The following is a 13,940-nucleotide window of genomic DNA, read 5'->3' as shown; positions in this document are numbered from 1 at the left end:
CCGCGAGCGGGGAGCGGCAGTGTAGGGCCGGCCGGCATGGCAGCCGAGTGAATACGCTGCCGATGGCCGCCATGCGTATCGCCGTGGCGCACGGCTTCGCGGCGCGTGCACCGCGCGCGCGTCACGCTGCGCACCCGCGTGTGCGTGCCGCTGCGCGCCATGCCTCCTGCCGTTGTCCTCTTTCGCATCTGCCATGCTCGTGCCATGACCGTCCTTGTTCCGAACCCGCCAGCGCCGCGCCGATGCCGTTTCGCCGCGCGCCTGCTGCTGGCGCTGGCCTTGGCCGCGGGCGGTGCACTCGCCGCGCCGCCCGAGCCGGCCGACCAGGCCAGCGCCGACTGCCTTGCCGCGCTGCTGCGCCAGCTCGGCTGGCGCATCGACAGCATGCCGGCCGCGCAGCCGCGGCTGCTGCCGGGCACGCCCTGCGAACGCAGCTCGCTGGCCGACGCGCAGGCGCACGGCGACCTGCAGGCGGCCTTGCCGGCGCAGTGGAACCCGGCGCAACGGCGCGATGCGCTGCGCGCGCTGCTGGAGACGCCGGCCACGCAGTGCGGCTATTTCCTGTTGCTCGGCGCGGCCACCCAGCGCGCGGTGACGCGGTTGCAGGACAACCCCGGCTACCGCTTCAGCGCGCTGCAACTGGGCTGGATCGGATTCGGCCCGGGCGGCGCGCGCCGGCAGGGCTGGCAGCGCTTCCGCAGCTTCGGCCGCGGCTACCGTCCGGCGCAGGGAAATGCGCGCGCGATCGAGGCGTTCTACAGCGGCCACGTGCGCTCGGAGTGCGGCGTCGGCCGGCAGATCGCGCAGCTCGCCACGCAGCGCGAGCTGTACGGCGATGCCGGCTTCGATCGCGCGTTCAGTGCCGGGGAACTGTCGATCGGCACCTTCCTGACCCTGCACGACACCGACAGCATCCTGCTCGGCGCGCATGCCGGCGAGTTCTTCGCCGACGGCAAGGCGGCCAAGACCGCGCAACTGGGCGGCGCCGCCTTCCTCGGCGCGCCCGGTTTCATCGCCCACGTGTTCGAGCGCCGCTACCTGGACGACATCAACAACCAGGCGGAGAACTTCGTGGTCGTGGCGGTCAGCGCCGACGCGGCGGCGGCGTTGCGCCGGCATGGCGGCTTCGCCCATTACGACGCCAGCAACCGGCGCATCTGGGAACTGGCGCAGGGCTTACGCGGACCCGGCCGCGAGCGCTTCGAGAAACTGCTGTTCGAACGCGACCCCACGCTGCGCGCGACGCTGTCGCCAGCGCAACGCAGTGTCCTGGCGCAGATCGATGCGCTGCTCGATGATCCCTTCTACCGGGGCTTCGACGTATACGTGCATCCCAAGGGCACCAAGCCGATCGGTTACCACGTGGCGCGCCTTTTGGACCGCAATCCGCGCACGCCGTTCGCGATCGACCTGACCCTGCACAACCTGCATACCACCTTGTACCGGCGCTGGCGCGACCAGCAATTGCAGGACTGTGCGCGAGCGGCGCAGGGCGCTTCATCCGGACGCGTTCCTTAGCTGCGCGTCACGCCGCCGGCGCCGCTTCGTGCGACCCTAATGCTCCTCACTTCGAGCTAGGACAGACGCATGGAACTGGGACTTGTAGGCTTGGGCCGGATGGGCGCGAACATGGCCGAGCGGCTGGTGCGTGGCGGCCATCGCGTGGTCGGTTTCGACCTGGGCGAGGCGGCGCGCAGCGCGGCGCAGCAGCGCGGCGTGGAGACGGCGGATTCGATGGCGGCGCTGGTCGCGGCATTGCCGGCGCCGCGTGCGGTGTGGCTGATGGTGCCGTCCGGCAAGATCGTCGACGACACCCTGGCCGCCTTGCTGCCGCTGCTGGCCGCAGGCGACGTGGTCGTGGACGGCGGCAATTCGTACTACAAGGATTCGATGCGCCGTGCCGCCGAGTTGGCCGCGCACGGCATCGCCTACGTCGATTGCGGCACCAGCGGCGGCGTGTGGGGCCTGAAGGAAGGCTACAGTCTGATGATCGGCGGCGACGAAGCGGCCGTGAGCCGGCTTAACCCGCTGTTCGCCACGCTAGCGCCGGCCGCCGATGCCGGCTGGGGCCGGGTCGGTCCCAGCGGTGCCGGCCACTTCACCAAGATGGTCCACAACGGCATCGAGTACGGAATGATGCAGGCCTATGCCGAAGGCTTCGCGTTGATGGCGCGCAAGCAGGAATTCGAACTGGACCTGCACCAGATCGCCGAGGTCTGGCGCCAGGGCAGCGTGGTGCGCTCGTGGCTGCTGGACCTGTGCTCGGATGCGCTGGGCGACAACCCCACCTTGGCCGGGATCGCGCCCTATGTCGAAGATTCCGGCGAAGGCCGCTGGACGGTGGCCGAGGCGATCGACCTCAACGTTCCCGCGCCGGTGATCACCTTGTCGCTGCTGGAACGGCTGCGCTCGCGCGACGACGATTCGTTCACCGACAAGCTGTTGTCGGCGATGCGCAACCAGTTCGGCGGGCACGCGATCAAGCACGAAACGCCGGCGGTGCCGCCGTCCGGGGCCGCGGCCGTGTAAGTAACGGCGTTTCAGTCCAGCGCCAGCGTGCGGCCTTCGGCGGCGCTGCGCTGGCCGAGTTCGAGCAAGCGCATCACCGCCAGCGCCTGCGCCGCATCCACCGGCGCGGGCGCGCGTCCGGCCATCGCCTCGCGAAAGCCGGCATAACAGTGACGATAATCGCCGCGCTGCGTCTGCAGCGCGTGCGCGGTGGTGCTGCCGTCGTCGGCAACTAGCGTCAGCTGGCCGGCGAGCGGATCCTCGCCCCACTGCGGCGCGGCTGGGGTGAGTCCGGCGCGCAACTGCGCCTCCTGCGTGTCCAGGCCATGCTTGAGATAGCTGCCGCGCTCGCCATGCACGGCGAAACGCAGCCCGTTCGCCGCGACCAGCGAGCCGGCATGCAGCAGCGCACGCAGCCGCGGGTAGCGCAACACGGCGTGGAAATAATCGGTTGCCTGTGCGCCATGGCGCTGCTGCGCCAGATCGACCTGGATCGCTTCCGGCATGCCGAACAGTTGCAGGGTCTGGTCGAGCAGGTGCGGCCCCAGGTCGAACCACAGTCCGGAGCCGGGCAGCGCATGCTCGCGCCAGCGGTTGCCGACCTGCGGGCGATGGCGATCGAAGTGCGAGTGGAACTCGGCGACCTCGCCCAGCGTGCCCGCTTCCAGCAGCGCGCGCAGGGTGAGGAAATCGCCGTCCCAGCGCCGGTTCTGGAACACGCTGACGATGCGTCCGGCGCGTTGCGCCCGCGCGATGAGTTGCTGCGCCTCGTCCACGTCCAGGGTGAACGGCTTGTCCACCAGCACGTGCTTGCCCTGCGCCAGCGCCGCCAGCGCCAGCGGCGCATGGGTCTGGTTCGGCGTGGCCACTACTACCGCATCGATCTGCGGATCGGCGAAGGCCTGCTGCGCGTCGGCGACGATGTGCGCCTGCGGATAGGCCGCGGCCGCCTCGTCGTGGCGACTGGAGACGATGGTGTGCAGACGCAGGCCCGGCGTGTGCGCGATCAATGGCGCATGGAACACGCGGCCGACGAAACCGTAGCCGAGCAGGGCGAGATTGAAGGTCTGATCCATGGCGTGCGGTGCAAGTGCAAGGGAAGACAGTATCCCTGCAACCTGCTTCACCTGGCGTGCACGCCTTTCACGCTGCCGCGATTTGCCGGTCACGTCGCTTGTACGCCACCGCGCAGACACTCCGCCCCACACCTTCAACGGAGGAAGACATCATGAAAAAGTTCACGTCGCCCACGCTGCTCAGTGCCGCACTCGCTTTCGGTCTGACCCTGGCCGCCGGCCAGGCGCTCGCCGTCGATCCGCCGACCACCGCCGACAAGGACCATGCTGCCATGGCCCACAACGACGGCATGAAGCACGAATCCAAGGAGCCGGTCACCGACACCTGGATCACCACCAAGGTGAAGGCCGATCTGCTCGCTACCAAGGACGTCTCCGGCACCGACATCAAGGTCGAGACGCTCAATGGCACGGTCAAGCTGTCCGGTGCGGTCGGAAGCAAGGCGCAGCACGACAAGGCGGTGTCGGTCGCCAAGATGATCGACGGGGTCAAGAAGGTCGACTCGACCGGCCTGAAAGTGACTGGCGCAGCCAAGCATTGATTCACGCCATCGGTGACGGTGGTGGGGCGCGCGACGAGGCGCGCCCCACCTCTGCACTACGACGCACTCTTCGGAGTGCGTTTTTTTTGGGCGACGCACTCGCGTGCCGGGAGCATCACGCGGCGTATCGCCGCGCTTCGCATTGCATTGACGCACGTTCAGTCATCATCAAGCCACGTTAGCTACCAGGCGAATTGCCATGTTGGATGCTTACTCTCCAGCCGCGCCAAGCCACGCGGCCACGCAACCCGCGCCGCTCGACGCGGTGGATACGCCGCTCTCCTCGACAGACGCGCCGCCGCGACCGTCCTCCCTGCTCCTGGCGATGCGCCAGCTCGAATCGAAGCTGGGCATGCTGCTGGTCACCTTCCACGACGATGCCGGGTTCTGGCGCGCCTTCGCCAGACTGATGCACGACCTGGACAAGGACCTGACCAGCGGCGAGCGCGCGCGCCTGCACAGCCATGCCGATTTCCTGCTGGTACGCGCCGGGATGTCGTCGTGGACGCTGATCGGCGCGGCGCACGACGCCGCTGCCCGCATGGTCCGGGCGTCGGCGCGCTGATCCGGGGTACGGTCGAATGGCCTGAACCGATGGGCGGCGCACAGCCGCCCATTTCTTTGTCCCCAATCGTTAAGATAAAGTCGCATTCAGGCGCCGCGATGGGGAGCTTGCGCGAAGCCTGAATAATTCATCGTGCGCTCGCGGGGATCGGCGACAATGCCGCCCCGCTGTCGCTGCCGTCTTCCATCTTCAAAGAACAGGTATGCAGATCACCGCCAAACATGACGCCTGGGACCGCTGGCGTTTGCCGCTGCTGGTGCTGGCGGTGGTCCTGATCGTGATCCTGCCCTCGTTGCTGTTGCGGCAGATGAGCGAAAGCACCTTGCGTGCGGCCGATTGGGTCAGCCATAGCCAGGAGGTCACGGCGGCGCTCAGCAGGTTGGAAGCGGACATGCGCGACATGGAGTCGGCGGCGATGGCGATGTCGCACGAGGTCGACTCGCCGATCCTGCGTGCGCGTTTCAGCGGGGCGCGCGCGGCGATCACCCCGACCATCGCGCGCCTGGTCGAACTGACCCGCGACAACCCCGACCAGCAGGTGCGCATCGGCCGCCTGCAGAGCACCCTGGAACGGCGCAGCCTGCTGGCGGCGCGCATCGCCGAGAACCGCGACCCGGAACGGATCCGCGCCTTGATCCAGGAGATGACCGCGGACAACCCGATCCGCGGCCTGGTCGCCGAACTGCAGAAGCGCGAGGATGCGTTGCTGGCCGAGCGCACCGCCGACGCCGACCAGCGGCGGATGCTGGCCTCGGCGATCAGCTGGGTGTCGCTGGCGGTGCAGTTGCTGCTGCTGGGCCTGGTGATCTGGCTGCTGCAGCGGCAGATCGGCCGGCGCCTGGACGCGGAGCGGCACATGCTGCGCGCCAATGCCCGCGCCGCCGCGGTGCTGCAGACGGTGCGCGAGCCGATCGTGCTGCTCGACAGCGAGCAGCGCATGCTGATGCACAATGCCGCTTTCGGCGAGCTGTACGGGCTGGACCCGGAGCGTCCGACGAAGATGCTGGCCGATGTCGGCGACGGTGTCTGGGAGGATCCCCTCGTACGCCAGCGCCTGGCCGACGTGCTGCTGCGCGGGCGCGAGCTGTGGGATTTCGAACACGAACAGGCCGGTGCCGACGGCGTCGGGCGGACCATGCTGCTCAACGCGCGGCGCATGCCGCTGCCCGACAGCGAGGACGAAGTGGTGCTGATGACGGTCAGCGATATCAGCCTGCAGAAGGCCTCGCAGCAGCGTATCCAGATGCTCAACCGGCAACTCGAGGGCAAGGTGGAGCAGGTCTCGGAGGTCAATCGCGAACTGGAGGCCTTCAGCTATTCGGTCTCGCACGACCTGCGCGCGCCGCTGCGCCATGTCGCCGGCTTCGCCGACAAGCTGGCACGCCACCTCGGCGACGACGCCGACGAGAAGAGCCGCCATTATCTGGAAGTGATCGGCACCTCGGCGCGGCGCATGGCCTCGCTGATCGACGACCTGCTGGTCTACTCGCGGCTGGGCCGCAGCGCGCTACGCCTGCAGGCGGTGGACATGCAGTCGCTGGTGGCGGAGACGCGTTCGGTGCTGGACGCCAACTTCCAGTCCGATCATGCCGGCAGCGGCCACCGCATCGAGTGGAGCGTCGCGCCGCTGCCGATCCTGGTCGCCGACGAGAACATGATGCGCCAGCTGTGGTTGAACCTGCTCGGCAATGCGGTCAAGTACAGCGCCAAGCGCGAGGTCGCGATGATCGAGGTCGGCTATCAGCTGCAAGCCGACGGCAACCACCACTTCACTGTGCGCGACAACGGCGCCGGTTTCGACATGGCCTATGCGGCCAAGCTGTTCGGCGTGTTCCAGCGCCTGCACAAGGCCAGCGAGTACACCGGTACAGGCATCGGCCTGGCCAGCGTGCGCCGCGTGCTGACCCGCCACGGCGGCCATATCTGGGCCGATGCGACGCCGGACCAGGGCGCGACCTTCCATTTCGTCTTACCTCCCGCGCTCGAAGCGCCTACCAACGAGTTGACCGCATGACCGCCATCCGCACCATCCTGCTTGCCGAAGACAGCCCCGCCGATGCCGAGATGGCGGTCGATGCGCTGCGCGACGCGCGCCTGGCCAATCCCATCGTGCATGTCGAAGACGGCGTGGAAGCGATGGACTACCTGCTGCGCCGCGGCGCCTACGCCGACCGCGAGGAAGGCCTGCCGGCGGTGCTGCTGCTGGACATCAAGATGCCGCGCATGGACGGGCTGGAAGTCCTGAAGCTGGTGCGCACCGACGAGTCGCTCAAGCGCCTGCCGGTGGTGATCCTGTCGTCCTCGCGCGAGGAAAGCGACCTGGCGCGCAGCTGGGATCTGGGCGTCAACGCCTACGTGGTCAAGCCGGTGGACGTGGACCAGTTCTTCACTGCGGTGAAGACGCTGGGCACGTTCTGGGCGGTGATCAACCAGGCGCCGGACAAAGAGTAAGCGCCTATGCCTACGACCGGCACCAAGCTCGGACCGATCCGGATCCTCATGGTCGAGGATTCTCCGGAAGACGCCGAGCTGCTGTCCGACCAGTTGCTGGAGGCCGGCCTGGAGGCGACCTTCCGGCGGGTGGAAGGCGAGTCCGCGCTGCGCGTCGCGCTGCGCGAGTTCGCGCCGGACATCGTGCTGTCGGACCTGAGCATGCCGGGCTTCTCCGGACACCAGGCGCTGCGCGTGCTGCGCGAGCACAGCACCTCGGTGCCCTTCATCTTCGTCTCCGGCACGATCGGCGAGGAGACCGCGGTGGAGGCGCTGCGCGACGGCGCCAACGACTACATCATCAAGCACAACCCGACCCGGTTGCCGTCGGCGGTGGCGCGCGCGATTCGCGAGGCGCGCACCGAGCGCGAGCGGCAGCGGGTCGAGGGCGAACTGATGCGCGCGCAGCGGCTGGAGAGCCTGGCGATGCTCGCCGCCGGCCTGAGCCACGACCTGCGCAACATCCTGCAGCCGCTGCTGATCGTGCCGGAGCTGATGATCGGGCGCAGCGACGACCCGCAGCTGCGGCACCTGGCCGAAGTCATCGCCGAGTGCGGCCGGCGCGGCCACGAAATGGCCGAATCGATGCTGTCGTTCGTGCGCGGTTCGCGCACGCCCAGCGAGCGGGTGTCCATCGCCGGCCTGTTCCAGGCGGTGCAGATGCTGCTCAAGAGCAGCCTGCCCGAGCGGGTCGGCCTGCAGGTGGAGGTGGCCGACGCCGAGCTGTCGATCGAGGCCAACTACACCGAGCTGCAGCAGTGCCTGCTCAACCTCGGCCTGAACGCGATTCAGGCGATGCCCGATGGCGGCACGCTGGCCATTTCGGCGGCGCCGGCGATCGGCGCCGACGGCAGCGAGCGGGTGCGGATCCTGGTCCGCGACACCGGCGTGGGCATGGACGCGGACACCCAGGCGCAGCTGTTCAGTCCGTTCTTCACCACCAAGGCCGACGGCACCGGCCTGGGCCTGATCTCGTGCAAGCGCATCGTCGAAAGCTACGGCGGCAGCATCGGCGTGGACAGCACGCCGGGCGTGGGCACCTGCTTCGAACTGCTGATCCCGCTGCGCGGTCACGCACCCTCGGCCGAGCCGGAGCCGGCGATGCCGATGGGCAGGGGCCAGCGTGTGTTGCTGGTGGACGGCGAGGCCACGCGCCTGTCGCTGCTCGGCAACGCCTTGTCCAGCCAGGGTTACCAGCCGCAGCTGGCCTCCGACGGCGCCGCGGCGCTGCGCGAGGTGCGCGAACACGGCATGCCGGATCTGGTGATCGTGGACAGCGACATCATCCTGCTGTCGGCGGTGAGCCTGCTGCTGGCGCTGCAGGATCTGGACTACCACGGCCCGGCGATCGTGCTCGAGGATGCCGGCACGTCATTGCAGCGCGATCACTTCCCGCGCGACATCGCCGTGCACGTCCTGCGCAAACCGCTGGAGATGCAGCGCGTGTTCCGCGCGGTGGCGCATGCGTTGGAGAGTGGCTGAGGGGCCGGGATTCGGGATTGGGGATTCGGGATTCGTTTCAGGCAACAGCAAAGGCAACGCCGTTGCACGGACAGTAGAGCGCTTCAGCGCGGGCGATCAGAGCCTGGATGCGCTTTTGCGAATCCCCAATCCATAAATCCCGAATCCCTGCTTCACAGCGAATCCCCAATCCCGAATCCCCAATCCCGGCTTCACTGCTGCGACGACTGGTCTTCCGGGTCGCGCCTGGCCGGCACGCGGCGTGGCGGCAGCGGCGGCAGGGTGCCGCGGGTGTCGGCGTCGCTTTCGGTGGTCAGCGCCGGCTCCCAGGGGAAGCGTGGCAGGGTGCGCACCGCGTTCTCCAGCTTGCGCGACCAGGTGTCGTGGATTTCCGAATACAGCGGGGTGTCCGCTTCCAGGCGCAGGCGCTCGGTGACGCGCAGGTCGTTGCGGCGGATCACCGCCAGGTCGATCGGCATGCCGACCGACAGGTTGGAGCGGATGGTGGAGTCCAGCGACACCAGCGCGGTGCGCGCGGCGTCCTCCAGCTGCATCTCCGAACGGATGATGCGGTCCAGGATCGGCTTGCCGTACTTGGACTCGCCGATCTGCAGGTACGGCGTCTCCGGCGAGGTGGCGATGGCGTTGCCCAGCGGGTAGATCATGTACAGCCCGGGCCGCTCGCCGGCGATCTGCCCGCCCAGGATCAGGGTGGATTGCACGCTGACGCCGCTATGCTGGGACTGCTCGGAGAGTTTGATCTGGCTGGAGACCAGCACCTCGCCGACGTATTCGGCGACCTCGAACAGGTGCTTGAACGAGCGCAGGCTGCGCGGCGCGTCCGGATCGTCCGCATCGCGTTGCAGCTTGGAGATCGCCAGCTGGGTGGTGGCCAGGTTGCCGGCCGACATCAGCACGAACACCGCCTGCCCCGGATACTCGAACACATGCAGCTTGCGATGCACGCGGACGTCGTCCAGCGAGGCGTTGGTGCGCGTGTCTGCGGCGAAGACCAGGCCTTCGTCCACTTCGATACCTACGCAATAAGTCATGTCGCTGCCGGAGTTCAGTGCGTTTCGATTCTATGCGGGGGGGACGGGCTTGGCTACCCGTTGACGGTCGCGGCCGCGGCATGCGCGAATATCCCATGACCACCGTGCTCCTCAGCCTGGGCAGCAATCTGCGCCCGCAACAGCATCTGCCTGCCGCGATAGGTGCGCTGCGGCAGCGTTTCGGCCCGATCGCGGTATCCCCGACCTACCGCACCCCGGCGGTCGGATTCGACGGCCCGCCGTTCCTGAACAATGCCGTGTCGTTGCAGACCGAGTGGGAGCTGGAAGTGCTGGATGCCTGGCTGCATGCGCTGGAAGACGCGCATGGGCGCGACCGCAGCGGCCCGCGTTTCAGCGACCGCACCCTGGATATCGACGTGGTGTTCTACGGCGACCGCATCGTCGAAGGCCCCGGCCACCTGCGCATCCCGCGCCCGGAACTGCGCCACGCCTTCGTGCTCAAGCCGCTGGCCGACATCGCCGCCGACTTCGTCGACCCGCTCAGCGGCCGCAGCCTGGGCGCGCTGTGGCAGGCGCATGCGCAGTTCGGGGAGGCGTTTGAGGTGGTGCAGCTTGATGAAGCCGGGAATGGGGAATCGGGAATGGGGAATCGGTAAAGGCGGACGCCGGGTCGGTCTTCAGGCTGTCATGGCGCGGTAAGCAGTGGTTCCCAGCAACGACTGGCCCAGGCGCGCTTGCCTATTCCCCATTCCCGATTCCCCATTCCCAGCCTTCAAGAAAGCCCCCGCCCCCCATCCACCCGCAGCGTCTGCCCGGTGACGAAGCCGGCGTCGTCGAGCAGCCAGCGCACCGCCTCGGCGATCTCCTCGACCTGGCCGATCCGCGCCAGCGGCGTGCGCGCCAGCAAGGCCTGCTGCGCGGCGCTGTCCTTGCCGGTTTCCGGCCACAGGATCGCGCCCGGGGCGATGGCGTTGACCCGTACCTGCGGCGCCAGCTCCAGCGCCAGCGAACGGGTCAGCATCGCCAGCGCCGCCTTCGCCGCGCTGTACAGCGGATGCGCACGCAGCGGCTGTTCGGCATGCAGGTCGGTGATGTTGACGATCGCGCCGCGGCGCTCGCGCAGTTGCGCGGCCGCGGCCTGGGCCAGGAACAGCGGCGCGCGCGCGTTGACCGCGAACAGGTCGTCCCATTGCGCCGGCGTGGCCTCGGCCAGCGGGGTGGGGTAGAAGTTGGAGGCATTGTTGACCAGCGCATCGAGCCGGCCGAAACGCTGCACGCATTGGTCCACCAGTGCCGGCAATTGCGCGGCGTCGCGCAGGTCGGCGTGCAGGGTGAGGGTGCTGCCGGCGCGCACGGCTTCCAGTTCCTCGGCCAGCGCCTGCAGCTCGGCCTGCGAGGTATGCGCGTGCAGCGCCACGCGATAGCCGGCCGCGTGCAGGCGCCGCGCGATGCCGGCGCCGATGCGGCGCGCGCTACCGGTGATCAGGGCGACTTTGGTCTCGGTCATGTGTGCATTCCACGCTCGGCTATGCTGTGCATTGTCCACGCAATCCAGCGCCGCATGCCTATCGACTTCCCTACCCCCGACGCCGACGCGCTCGCCCACAGCGACCGCCTGGCCGCGCATCTGCGCGCCGAGATCGCCGCCGGCGGCGGCGCGATTCCGTTCTCGCGCTTCATGGAGCTGGCGCTGTACGCGCCGGGCCTTGGTTATTACAGCGCCGGCAGCAGCAAGTTCGGCGAGGACGGCGACTTCGTCACCGCACCCGAGCTGGGGCCGCTGTTCGCCGCCACCGTCTCCAACGCGCTGGCGCCGGTGCTGCAGCAGCTCGGGCCGCAGGCGCGGATGCTGGAAGTGGGTGGCGGTAGCGGCGCGTTCGCCGAGGTGATGCTCAAGCGCCTGCTGGCGCTGGACGCATTGCCCGAGCGCTACGCCATCCTCGAGCCCAGCGCCGACCTGCGCGAACGCCAGCGCGAGCGCCTGCAGCGCGCGCTGATCCCGCCGGTGTTCGACCTGGTGGAGTGGCTGGACCGGCCGTTCGAGGACGACTGGAACGGCGTGCTGTTCGCCAACGAGGTGATCGATGCGCTGCCGACGCCGCGCTTCACCCTGCGCGACGGCGAGGTGTTCGAGGAAACCGTGAGCCTGGACGGCGAAGGCCGCTTCCGCCGCGGCGAGCAGCCGGCCGATCCGCTGCTGGCGGCGGCGGTGCGCCATGTCGAACGCTATCTGGAGAGGCCGTTCGCCGACGGTTACCGCTCCGAACTGCTGCCGCAGCTGCCGTACTGGGTCCAGGCGGTGGCCGGCGGCCTGCGCAGCGGCGCGATGCTGTTCGTCGACTACGGCTATCCGCGCGGCGAGTTCTACCTGCCGCAGCGCAACGACGGCACCCTGCGCGCGTTCTACCGGCACCGTACCCACTCAGATCCCTATCTGTGGCCGGGCCTGCAGGACCTGACCGCGTCGGTGGACTTCACCGCGCTGGCCGAGGCCGGCACCGGCGCCGGTTTCGAACTGGGCGGCTACTGCACCCAGGCCAGCTTCCTGCTCGGCAACGGCCTGGATGGGCTGCTGGCCGAGGCCGAGGCGCGCAGCGACGAACGCGGCCGCCTGCGCCTGCGCGAGCAGGTGAAACGGCTGACCCTGCCCAGCGAGATGGGCGAGCGCTTCCAGGTGATGGGCTTCGAACGCGATGTGTCGCTGGCGCCGGCGTTCCTGGTCGGCGACCTGACCTGGCGGCTGTGATGGCGGCGGTCCGCGCGTTCCGCCGGCCCTGGCTGTGGCTGGGGCTGTGGTGGCTGGGCGTGCTGGTGCTGATCTATGTGTGCATGATGCCGCACCCGCCGCAGCTGTCCGACCTGCCGGACACCGACAAGGCCGAGCATTTCACCGCCTATCTGCTGCTCGCGGCCGGCGCAGTGCAGGTCTACGCCGGGCCGCGCGCCTGGCGCTGGGCGGCGCTGGGCCTGTTGCTGCTCGGCATCGGTATCGAGTTCGCGCAGGGCGCGTGGACCACCACGCGCTCGGCCGATCCGTTCGACGCGCTGGCCGATGCGCTGGGCGTGGCGGCGGGGATGGCCACCGCGCTCACCCCGCTGCGCGACCTGCTGTGGCGGTTGGAAACCGGCGCGGGGCGGCGCCGCCGCGGCTGAAGCCCGGGCGCGTTTCGCGCGCGCGGTGACGTCGGCCCGGCGCCGCGGTCTACGCCATCGGCCAAGATGCGGTTTCCCTGGTGGCGGTGCCGGTGTGTGGGCGGCGCCTGGCATAGAGTGCGTCGGCCCGCGCAGTGCCCGGGCCGATGCGCGGCGCACCGCGCACCTGGCGCATGGCCGGTGGCGGCACGCCAGCGGCCGGCGCCGCCTTCGCCGAGGAGAATCCCATGCCGACACGTCGCGCCCGCGCCTTGCGCAGCACCACCTTGTTCGCCGGGCTGTGCCTGGCCGCCATCGCCGCCCCCGCCGCTGCCGCCTGGGACGGGATCTGCAACGGCACGGCGACCTATACCGGTTCCGGCTACTCCGGCGGCGCCGTGCTGCTGGATCCGATTCCAGCCGATGCGATGATCACCGCGCTGAATCCGACGCAGATGAACTACGGCGGCATTCCCGCCGCGCTGGCCGGTGCCTATCTGCAGGTGCAGGGGCCGCGCGGCACCGCCACGGTCTACGTCACCGACCTGTATCCGGAGGGCGGCGATTGCGGCCTGGACCTGTCGCCCAATGCCTTCGCCGCGATCGGTGACATCGGTGCCGGGCATATCCCGATCAGCTGGAAGGTGGTCGCCGCGCCGATCGACGGCAACGTCGTGTACCGGATCAAGGAAGGCAGTTCGCAGTACTGGGCCGCGATCCAGGTGCGCAATCACCTGTATCCGGTGGTCAAGTTCGAATACAAGAAGAACGGCGCCTGGGTCAGCCTGCCGAAGATGCCGTACAACCATTTCGTTGGCGAGCAGATGGGCGCGCAACTGCTGGAGATCCGCCTCACCGATATCCGCGGCCAGGTCGTGACCGATACGCTGTCGGCGTTGCCGAGCCAGGGCGACAAGGGCGTGTATTTCGTCGAGGGGCACGTGCAGTTCGCGAAGTGAGTGGGTCACGGCGATAGCGGCGTGTTGCGCCGTCGCCGGGCGATTCCTCGGGGTCTGGCGATGACAATGGCTCTGGCGCCAGCGACTTCGGGTAGCACGCTGTTTTGCAAGAGGGGCGTCTGCCCCGACAGCGCGGGGCATTCGCGGGTGCTCCGTGCTGTCGGTCGCGGCTGAAGCCGCTCCTTGTATTTGGA

At 68.9% G+C, this 13,940-nt stretch carries 13 protein-coding genes and 1 pseudogene; 11 read left to right on the top strand and 3 right to left on the bottom strand.

The window, feature by feature from the left end; all coding sequences use genetic code 11:
* Positions 1–204: 204 nt before the first annotated feature.
* On the top strand, positions 205–1,518 hold the full coding sequence (locus tag HEP74_RS16975; RefSeq protein ID WP_185813855.1) for a hypothetical protein: 1,314 nt from the start codon (positions 205–207) through the stop codon (positions 1,516–1,518).
* Between the two features lie 69 nt (positions 1,519–1,587).
* On the top strand, positions 1,588–2,529 hold the full coding sequence (gene gnd, locus HEP74_RS16970) for a phosphogluconate dehydrogenase (NAD(+)-dependent, decarboxylating) (protein ID WP_185813854.1): 942 nt from the start codon (positions 1,588–1,590) through the stop codon (positions 2,527–2,529).
* Positions 2,530–2,540: 11 nt separating this feature from the next.
* Here the strand turns inward: gnd and HEP74_RS16965 are convergent, their stop codons facing one another.
* Positions 2,541–3,584, bottom strand: a complete 1,044-nt coding sequence (locus HEP74_RS16965; RefSeq protein WP_185813853.1) for an oxidoreductase — start codon at positions 3,582–3,584, stop codon at positions 2,541–2,543.
* A gap of 152 nt (positions 3,585–3,736) precedes the next feature.
* Here HEP74_RS16965 and HEP74_RS16960 point away from each other — a divergent pair, with 152 nt between their 5' ends.
* The 5 genes from HEP74_RS16960 (at position 3,737) to HEP74_RS16940 (ending at position 8,663) form a co-directional block, all read left to right on the top strand.
* Positions 3,737–4,126, top strand: a complete 390-nt coding sequence (locus tag HEP74_RS16960) for a BON domain-containing protein (RefSeq protein ID WP_185813852.1) — start codon at positions 3,737–3,739, stop codon at positions 4,124–4,126.
* A gap of 199 nt (positions 4,127–4,325) precedes the next feature.
* The gene (locus tag HEP74_RS16955; RefSeq protein ID WP_185813851.1) at positions 4,326–4,691 is read left to right on the top strand and encodes a hypothetical protein; all 366 of its coding nucleotides are present in this window, start codon (positions 4,326–4,328) and stop codon (positions 4,689–4,691) included.
* A gap of 202 nt (positions 4,692–4,893) precedes the next feature.
* Entirely contained in the window at positions 4,894–6,705 is a 1,812-nt protein-coding gene (locus tag HEP74_RS16950; protein ID WP_185813850.1) for a sensor histidine kinase, read from the top strand.
* Positions 6,702–7,142: a response regulator gene (locus HEP74_RS16945; RefSeq protein ID WP_179567317.1), complete on the top strand. Its 441-nt coding sequence runs from the start codon at positions 6,702–6,704 to the stop codon at positions 7,140–7,142. The genes HEP74_RS16950 and HEP74_RS16945 overlap by 4 nt, the downstream gene beginning before the upstream one ends.
* A 6-nt stretch (positions 7,143–7,148) precedes the next feature.
* The gene (locus HEP74_RS16940; protein ID WP_185813849.1) at positions 7,149–8,663 is read left to right on the top strand and encodes a hybrid sensor histidine kinase/response regulator; all 1,515 of its coding nucleotides are present in this window, start codon (positions 7,149–7,151) and stop codon (positions 8,661–8,663) included.
* Positions 8,664–8,854: 191 nt separating this feature from the next.
* Here HEP74_RS16940 and HEP74_RS16935 read toward each other — a convergent pair whose 3' ends face one another.
* On the bottom strand, positions 8,855–9,694 hold the full coding sequence (locus tag HEP74_RS16935) for a proteasome-type protease (protein WP_185813848.1): 840 nt from the start codon (positions 9,692–9,694) through the stop codon (positions 8,855–8,857).
* 95 nt (positions 9,695–9,789) lie between these two features.
* Here HEP74_RS16935 and folK point away from each other — a divergent pair, with 95 nt between their 5' ends.
* Complete coding sequence (folK, locus tag HEP74_RS16930) at positions 9,790–10,311, top strand: 2-amino-4-hydroxy-6-hydroxymethyldihydropteridine diphosphokinase (RefSeq protein ID WP_185813847.1); 522 nt, start codon at positions 9,790–9,792, stop codon at positions 10,309–10,311.
* Between the two features lie 116 nt (positions 10,312–10,427).
* Here the strand turns inward: folK and HEP74_RS16925 are convergent, their stop codons facing one another.
* A complete protein-coding gene (locus HEP74_RS16925; RefSeq protein ID WP_185813846.1) occupies positions 10,428–11,162 on the bottom strand; it encodes a pteridine reductase in 735 nt (244 codons plus the stop codon).
* Positions 11,163–11,216: 54 nt separating this feature from the next.
* Between HEP74_RS16925 and HEP74_RS16920 the strand changes: the two genes are divergently transcribed.
* The 3 genes and pseudogenes from HEP74_RS16920 to HEP74_RS16910 form a co-directional block, all read left to right on the top strand.
* The gene (locus tag HEP74_RS16920; protein WP_255427777.1) at positions 11,217–12,401 is read left to right on the top strand and encodes a class I SAM-dependent methyltransferase; all 1,185 of its coding nucleotides are present in this window, start codon (positions 11,217–11,219) and stop codon (positions 12,399–12,401) included.
* Positions 12,401–12,808: a VanZ family protein gene (locus HEP74_RS16915; RefSeq protein WP_369915669.1), complete on the top strand. Its 408-nt coding sequence runs from the start codon at positions 12,401–12,403 to the stop codon at positions 12,806–12,808. The genes HEP74_RS16920 and HEP74_RS16915 overlap by 1 nt, the downstream gene beginning before the upstream one ends.
* 335 nt (positions 12,809–13,143) lie before the next feature.
* A pseudogene (locus HEP74_RS16910) lies at positions 13,144–13,746 on the top strand (expansin EXLX1 family cellulose-binding protein); the annotation flags it as partial.
* Positions 13,747–13,940 lie beyond the last annotated feature (194 nt).

The sequence above is a fragment of the Xanthomonas sp. SS genome, from assembly GCF_014236835.1.
Lineage (GTDB): Bacteria > Pseudomonadota > Gammaproteobacteria > Xanthomonadales > Xanthomonadaceae > Xanthomonas_A.
The sequence above is the reverse complement of the archived record's forward strand: the minus strand, read 5'-3'. Positions and strand labels throughout refer to the sequence as shown.

What these genes read in the sequence shown, in the direction of transcription:
- HEP74_RS16955 (WP_185813851.1), top strand. Translation starts at nt 4,326, where the DNA reads ATGTTGGATGCTTACTCTCCAGCCGCGCCAAGCCACGCGGCCACGCAA.
- HEP74_RS16940 (WP_185813849.1), top strand. Translation starts at nt 7,149, where the DNA reads ATGCCTACGACCGGCACCAAGCTCGGACCGATCCGGATCCTCATGGTC.
- HEP74_RS16975 (WP_185813855.1), top strand. Translation starts at nt 205, where the DNA reads ATGACCGTCCTTGTTCCGAACCCGCCAGCGCCGCGCCGATGCCGTTTC.
- HEP74_RS16965 (WP_185813853.1), bottom strand. Translation starts at nt 3,584, where the DNA reads ATGGATCAGACCTTCAATCTCGCCCTGCTCGGCTACGGTTTCGTCGGC.
- HEP74_RS16920 (WP_255427777.1), top strand. Translation starts at nt 11,217, where the DNA reads ATGCCTATCGACTTCCCTACCCCCGACGCCGACGCGCTCGCCCACAGC.
- HEP74_RS16935 (WP_185813848.1), bottom strand. Translation starts at nt 9,694, where the DNA reads ATGACTTATTGCGTAGGTATCGAAGTGGACGAAGGCCTGGTCTTCGCC.
- HEP74_RS16915 (WP_369915669.1), top strand. Translation starts at nt 12,401, where the DNA reads ATGGCGGCGGTCCGCGCGTTCCGCCGGCCCTGGCTGTGGCTGGGGCTG.
- HEP74_RS16950 (WP_185813850.1), top strand. Translation starts at nt 4,894, where the DNA reads ATGCAGATCACCGCCAAACATGACGCCTGGGACCGCTGGCGTTTGCCG.
- HEP74_RS16925 (WP_185813846.1), bottom strand. Translation starts at nt 11,162, where the DNA reads ATGACCGAGACCAAAGTCGCCCTGATCACCGGTAGCGCGCGCCGCATC.
- gnd (WP_185813854.1), top strand. Translation starts at nt 1,588, where the DNA reads ATGGAACTGGGACTTGTAGGCTTGGGCCGGATGGGCGCGAACATGGCC.
- HEP74_RS16960 (WP_185813852.1), top strand. Translation starts at nt 3,737, where the DNA reads ATGAAAAAGTTCACGTCGCCCACGCTGCTCAGTGCCGCACTCGCTTTC.
- HEP74_RS16945 (WP_179567317.1), top strand. Translation starts at nt 6,702, where the DNA reads ATGACCGCCATCCGCACCATCCTGCTTGCCGAAGACAGCCCCGCCGAT.
- folK (WP_185813847.1), top strand. Translation starts at nt 9,790, where the DNA reads ATGACCACCGTGCTCCTCAGCCTGGGCAGCAATCTGCGCCCGCAACAG.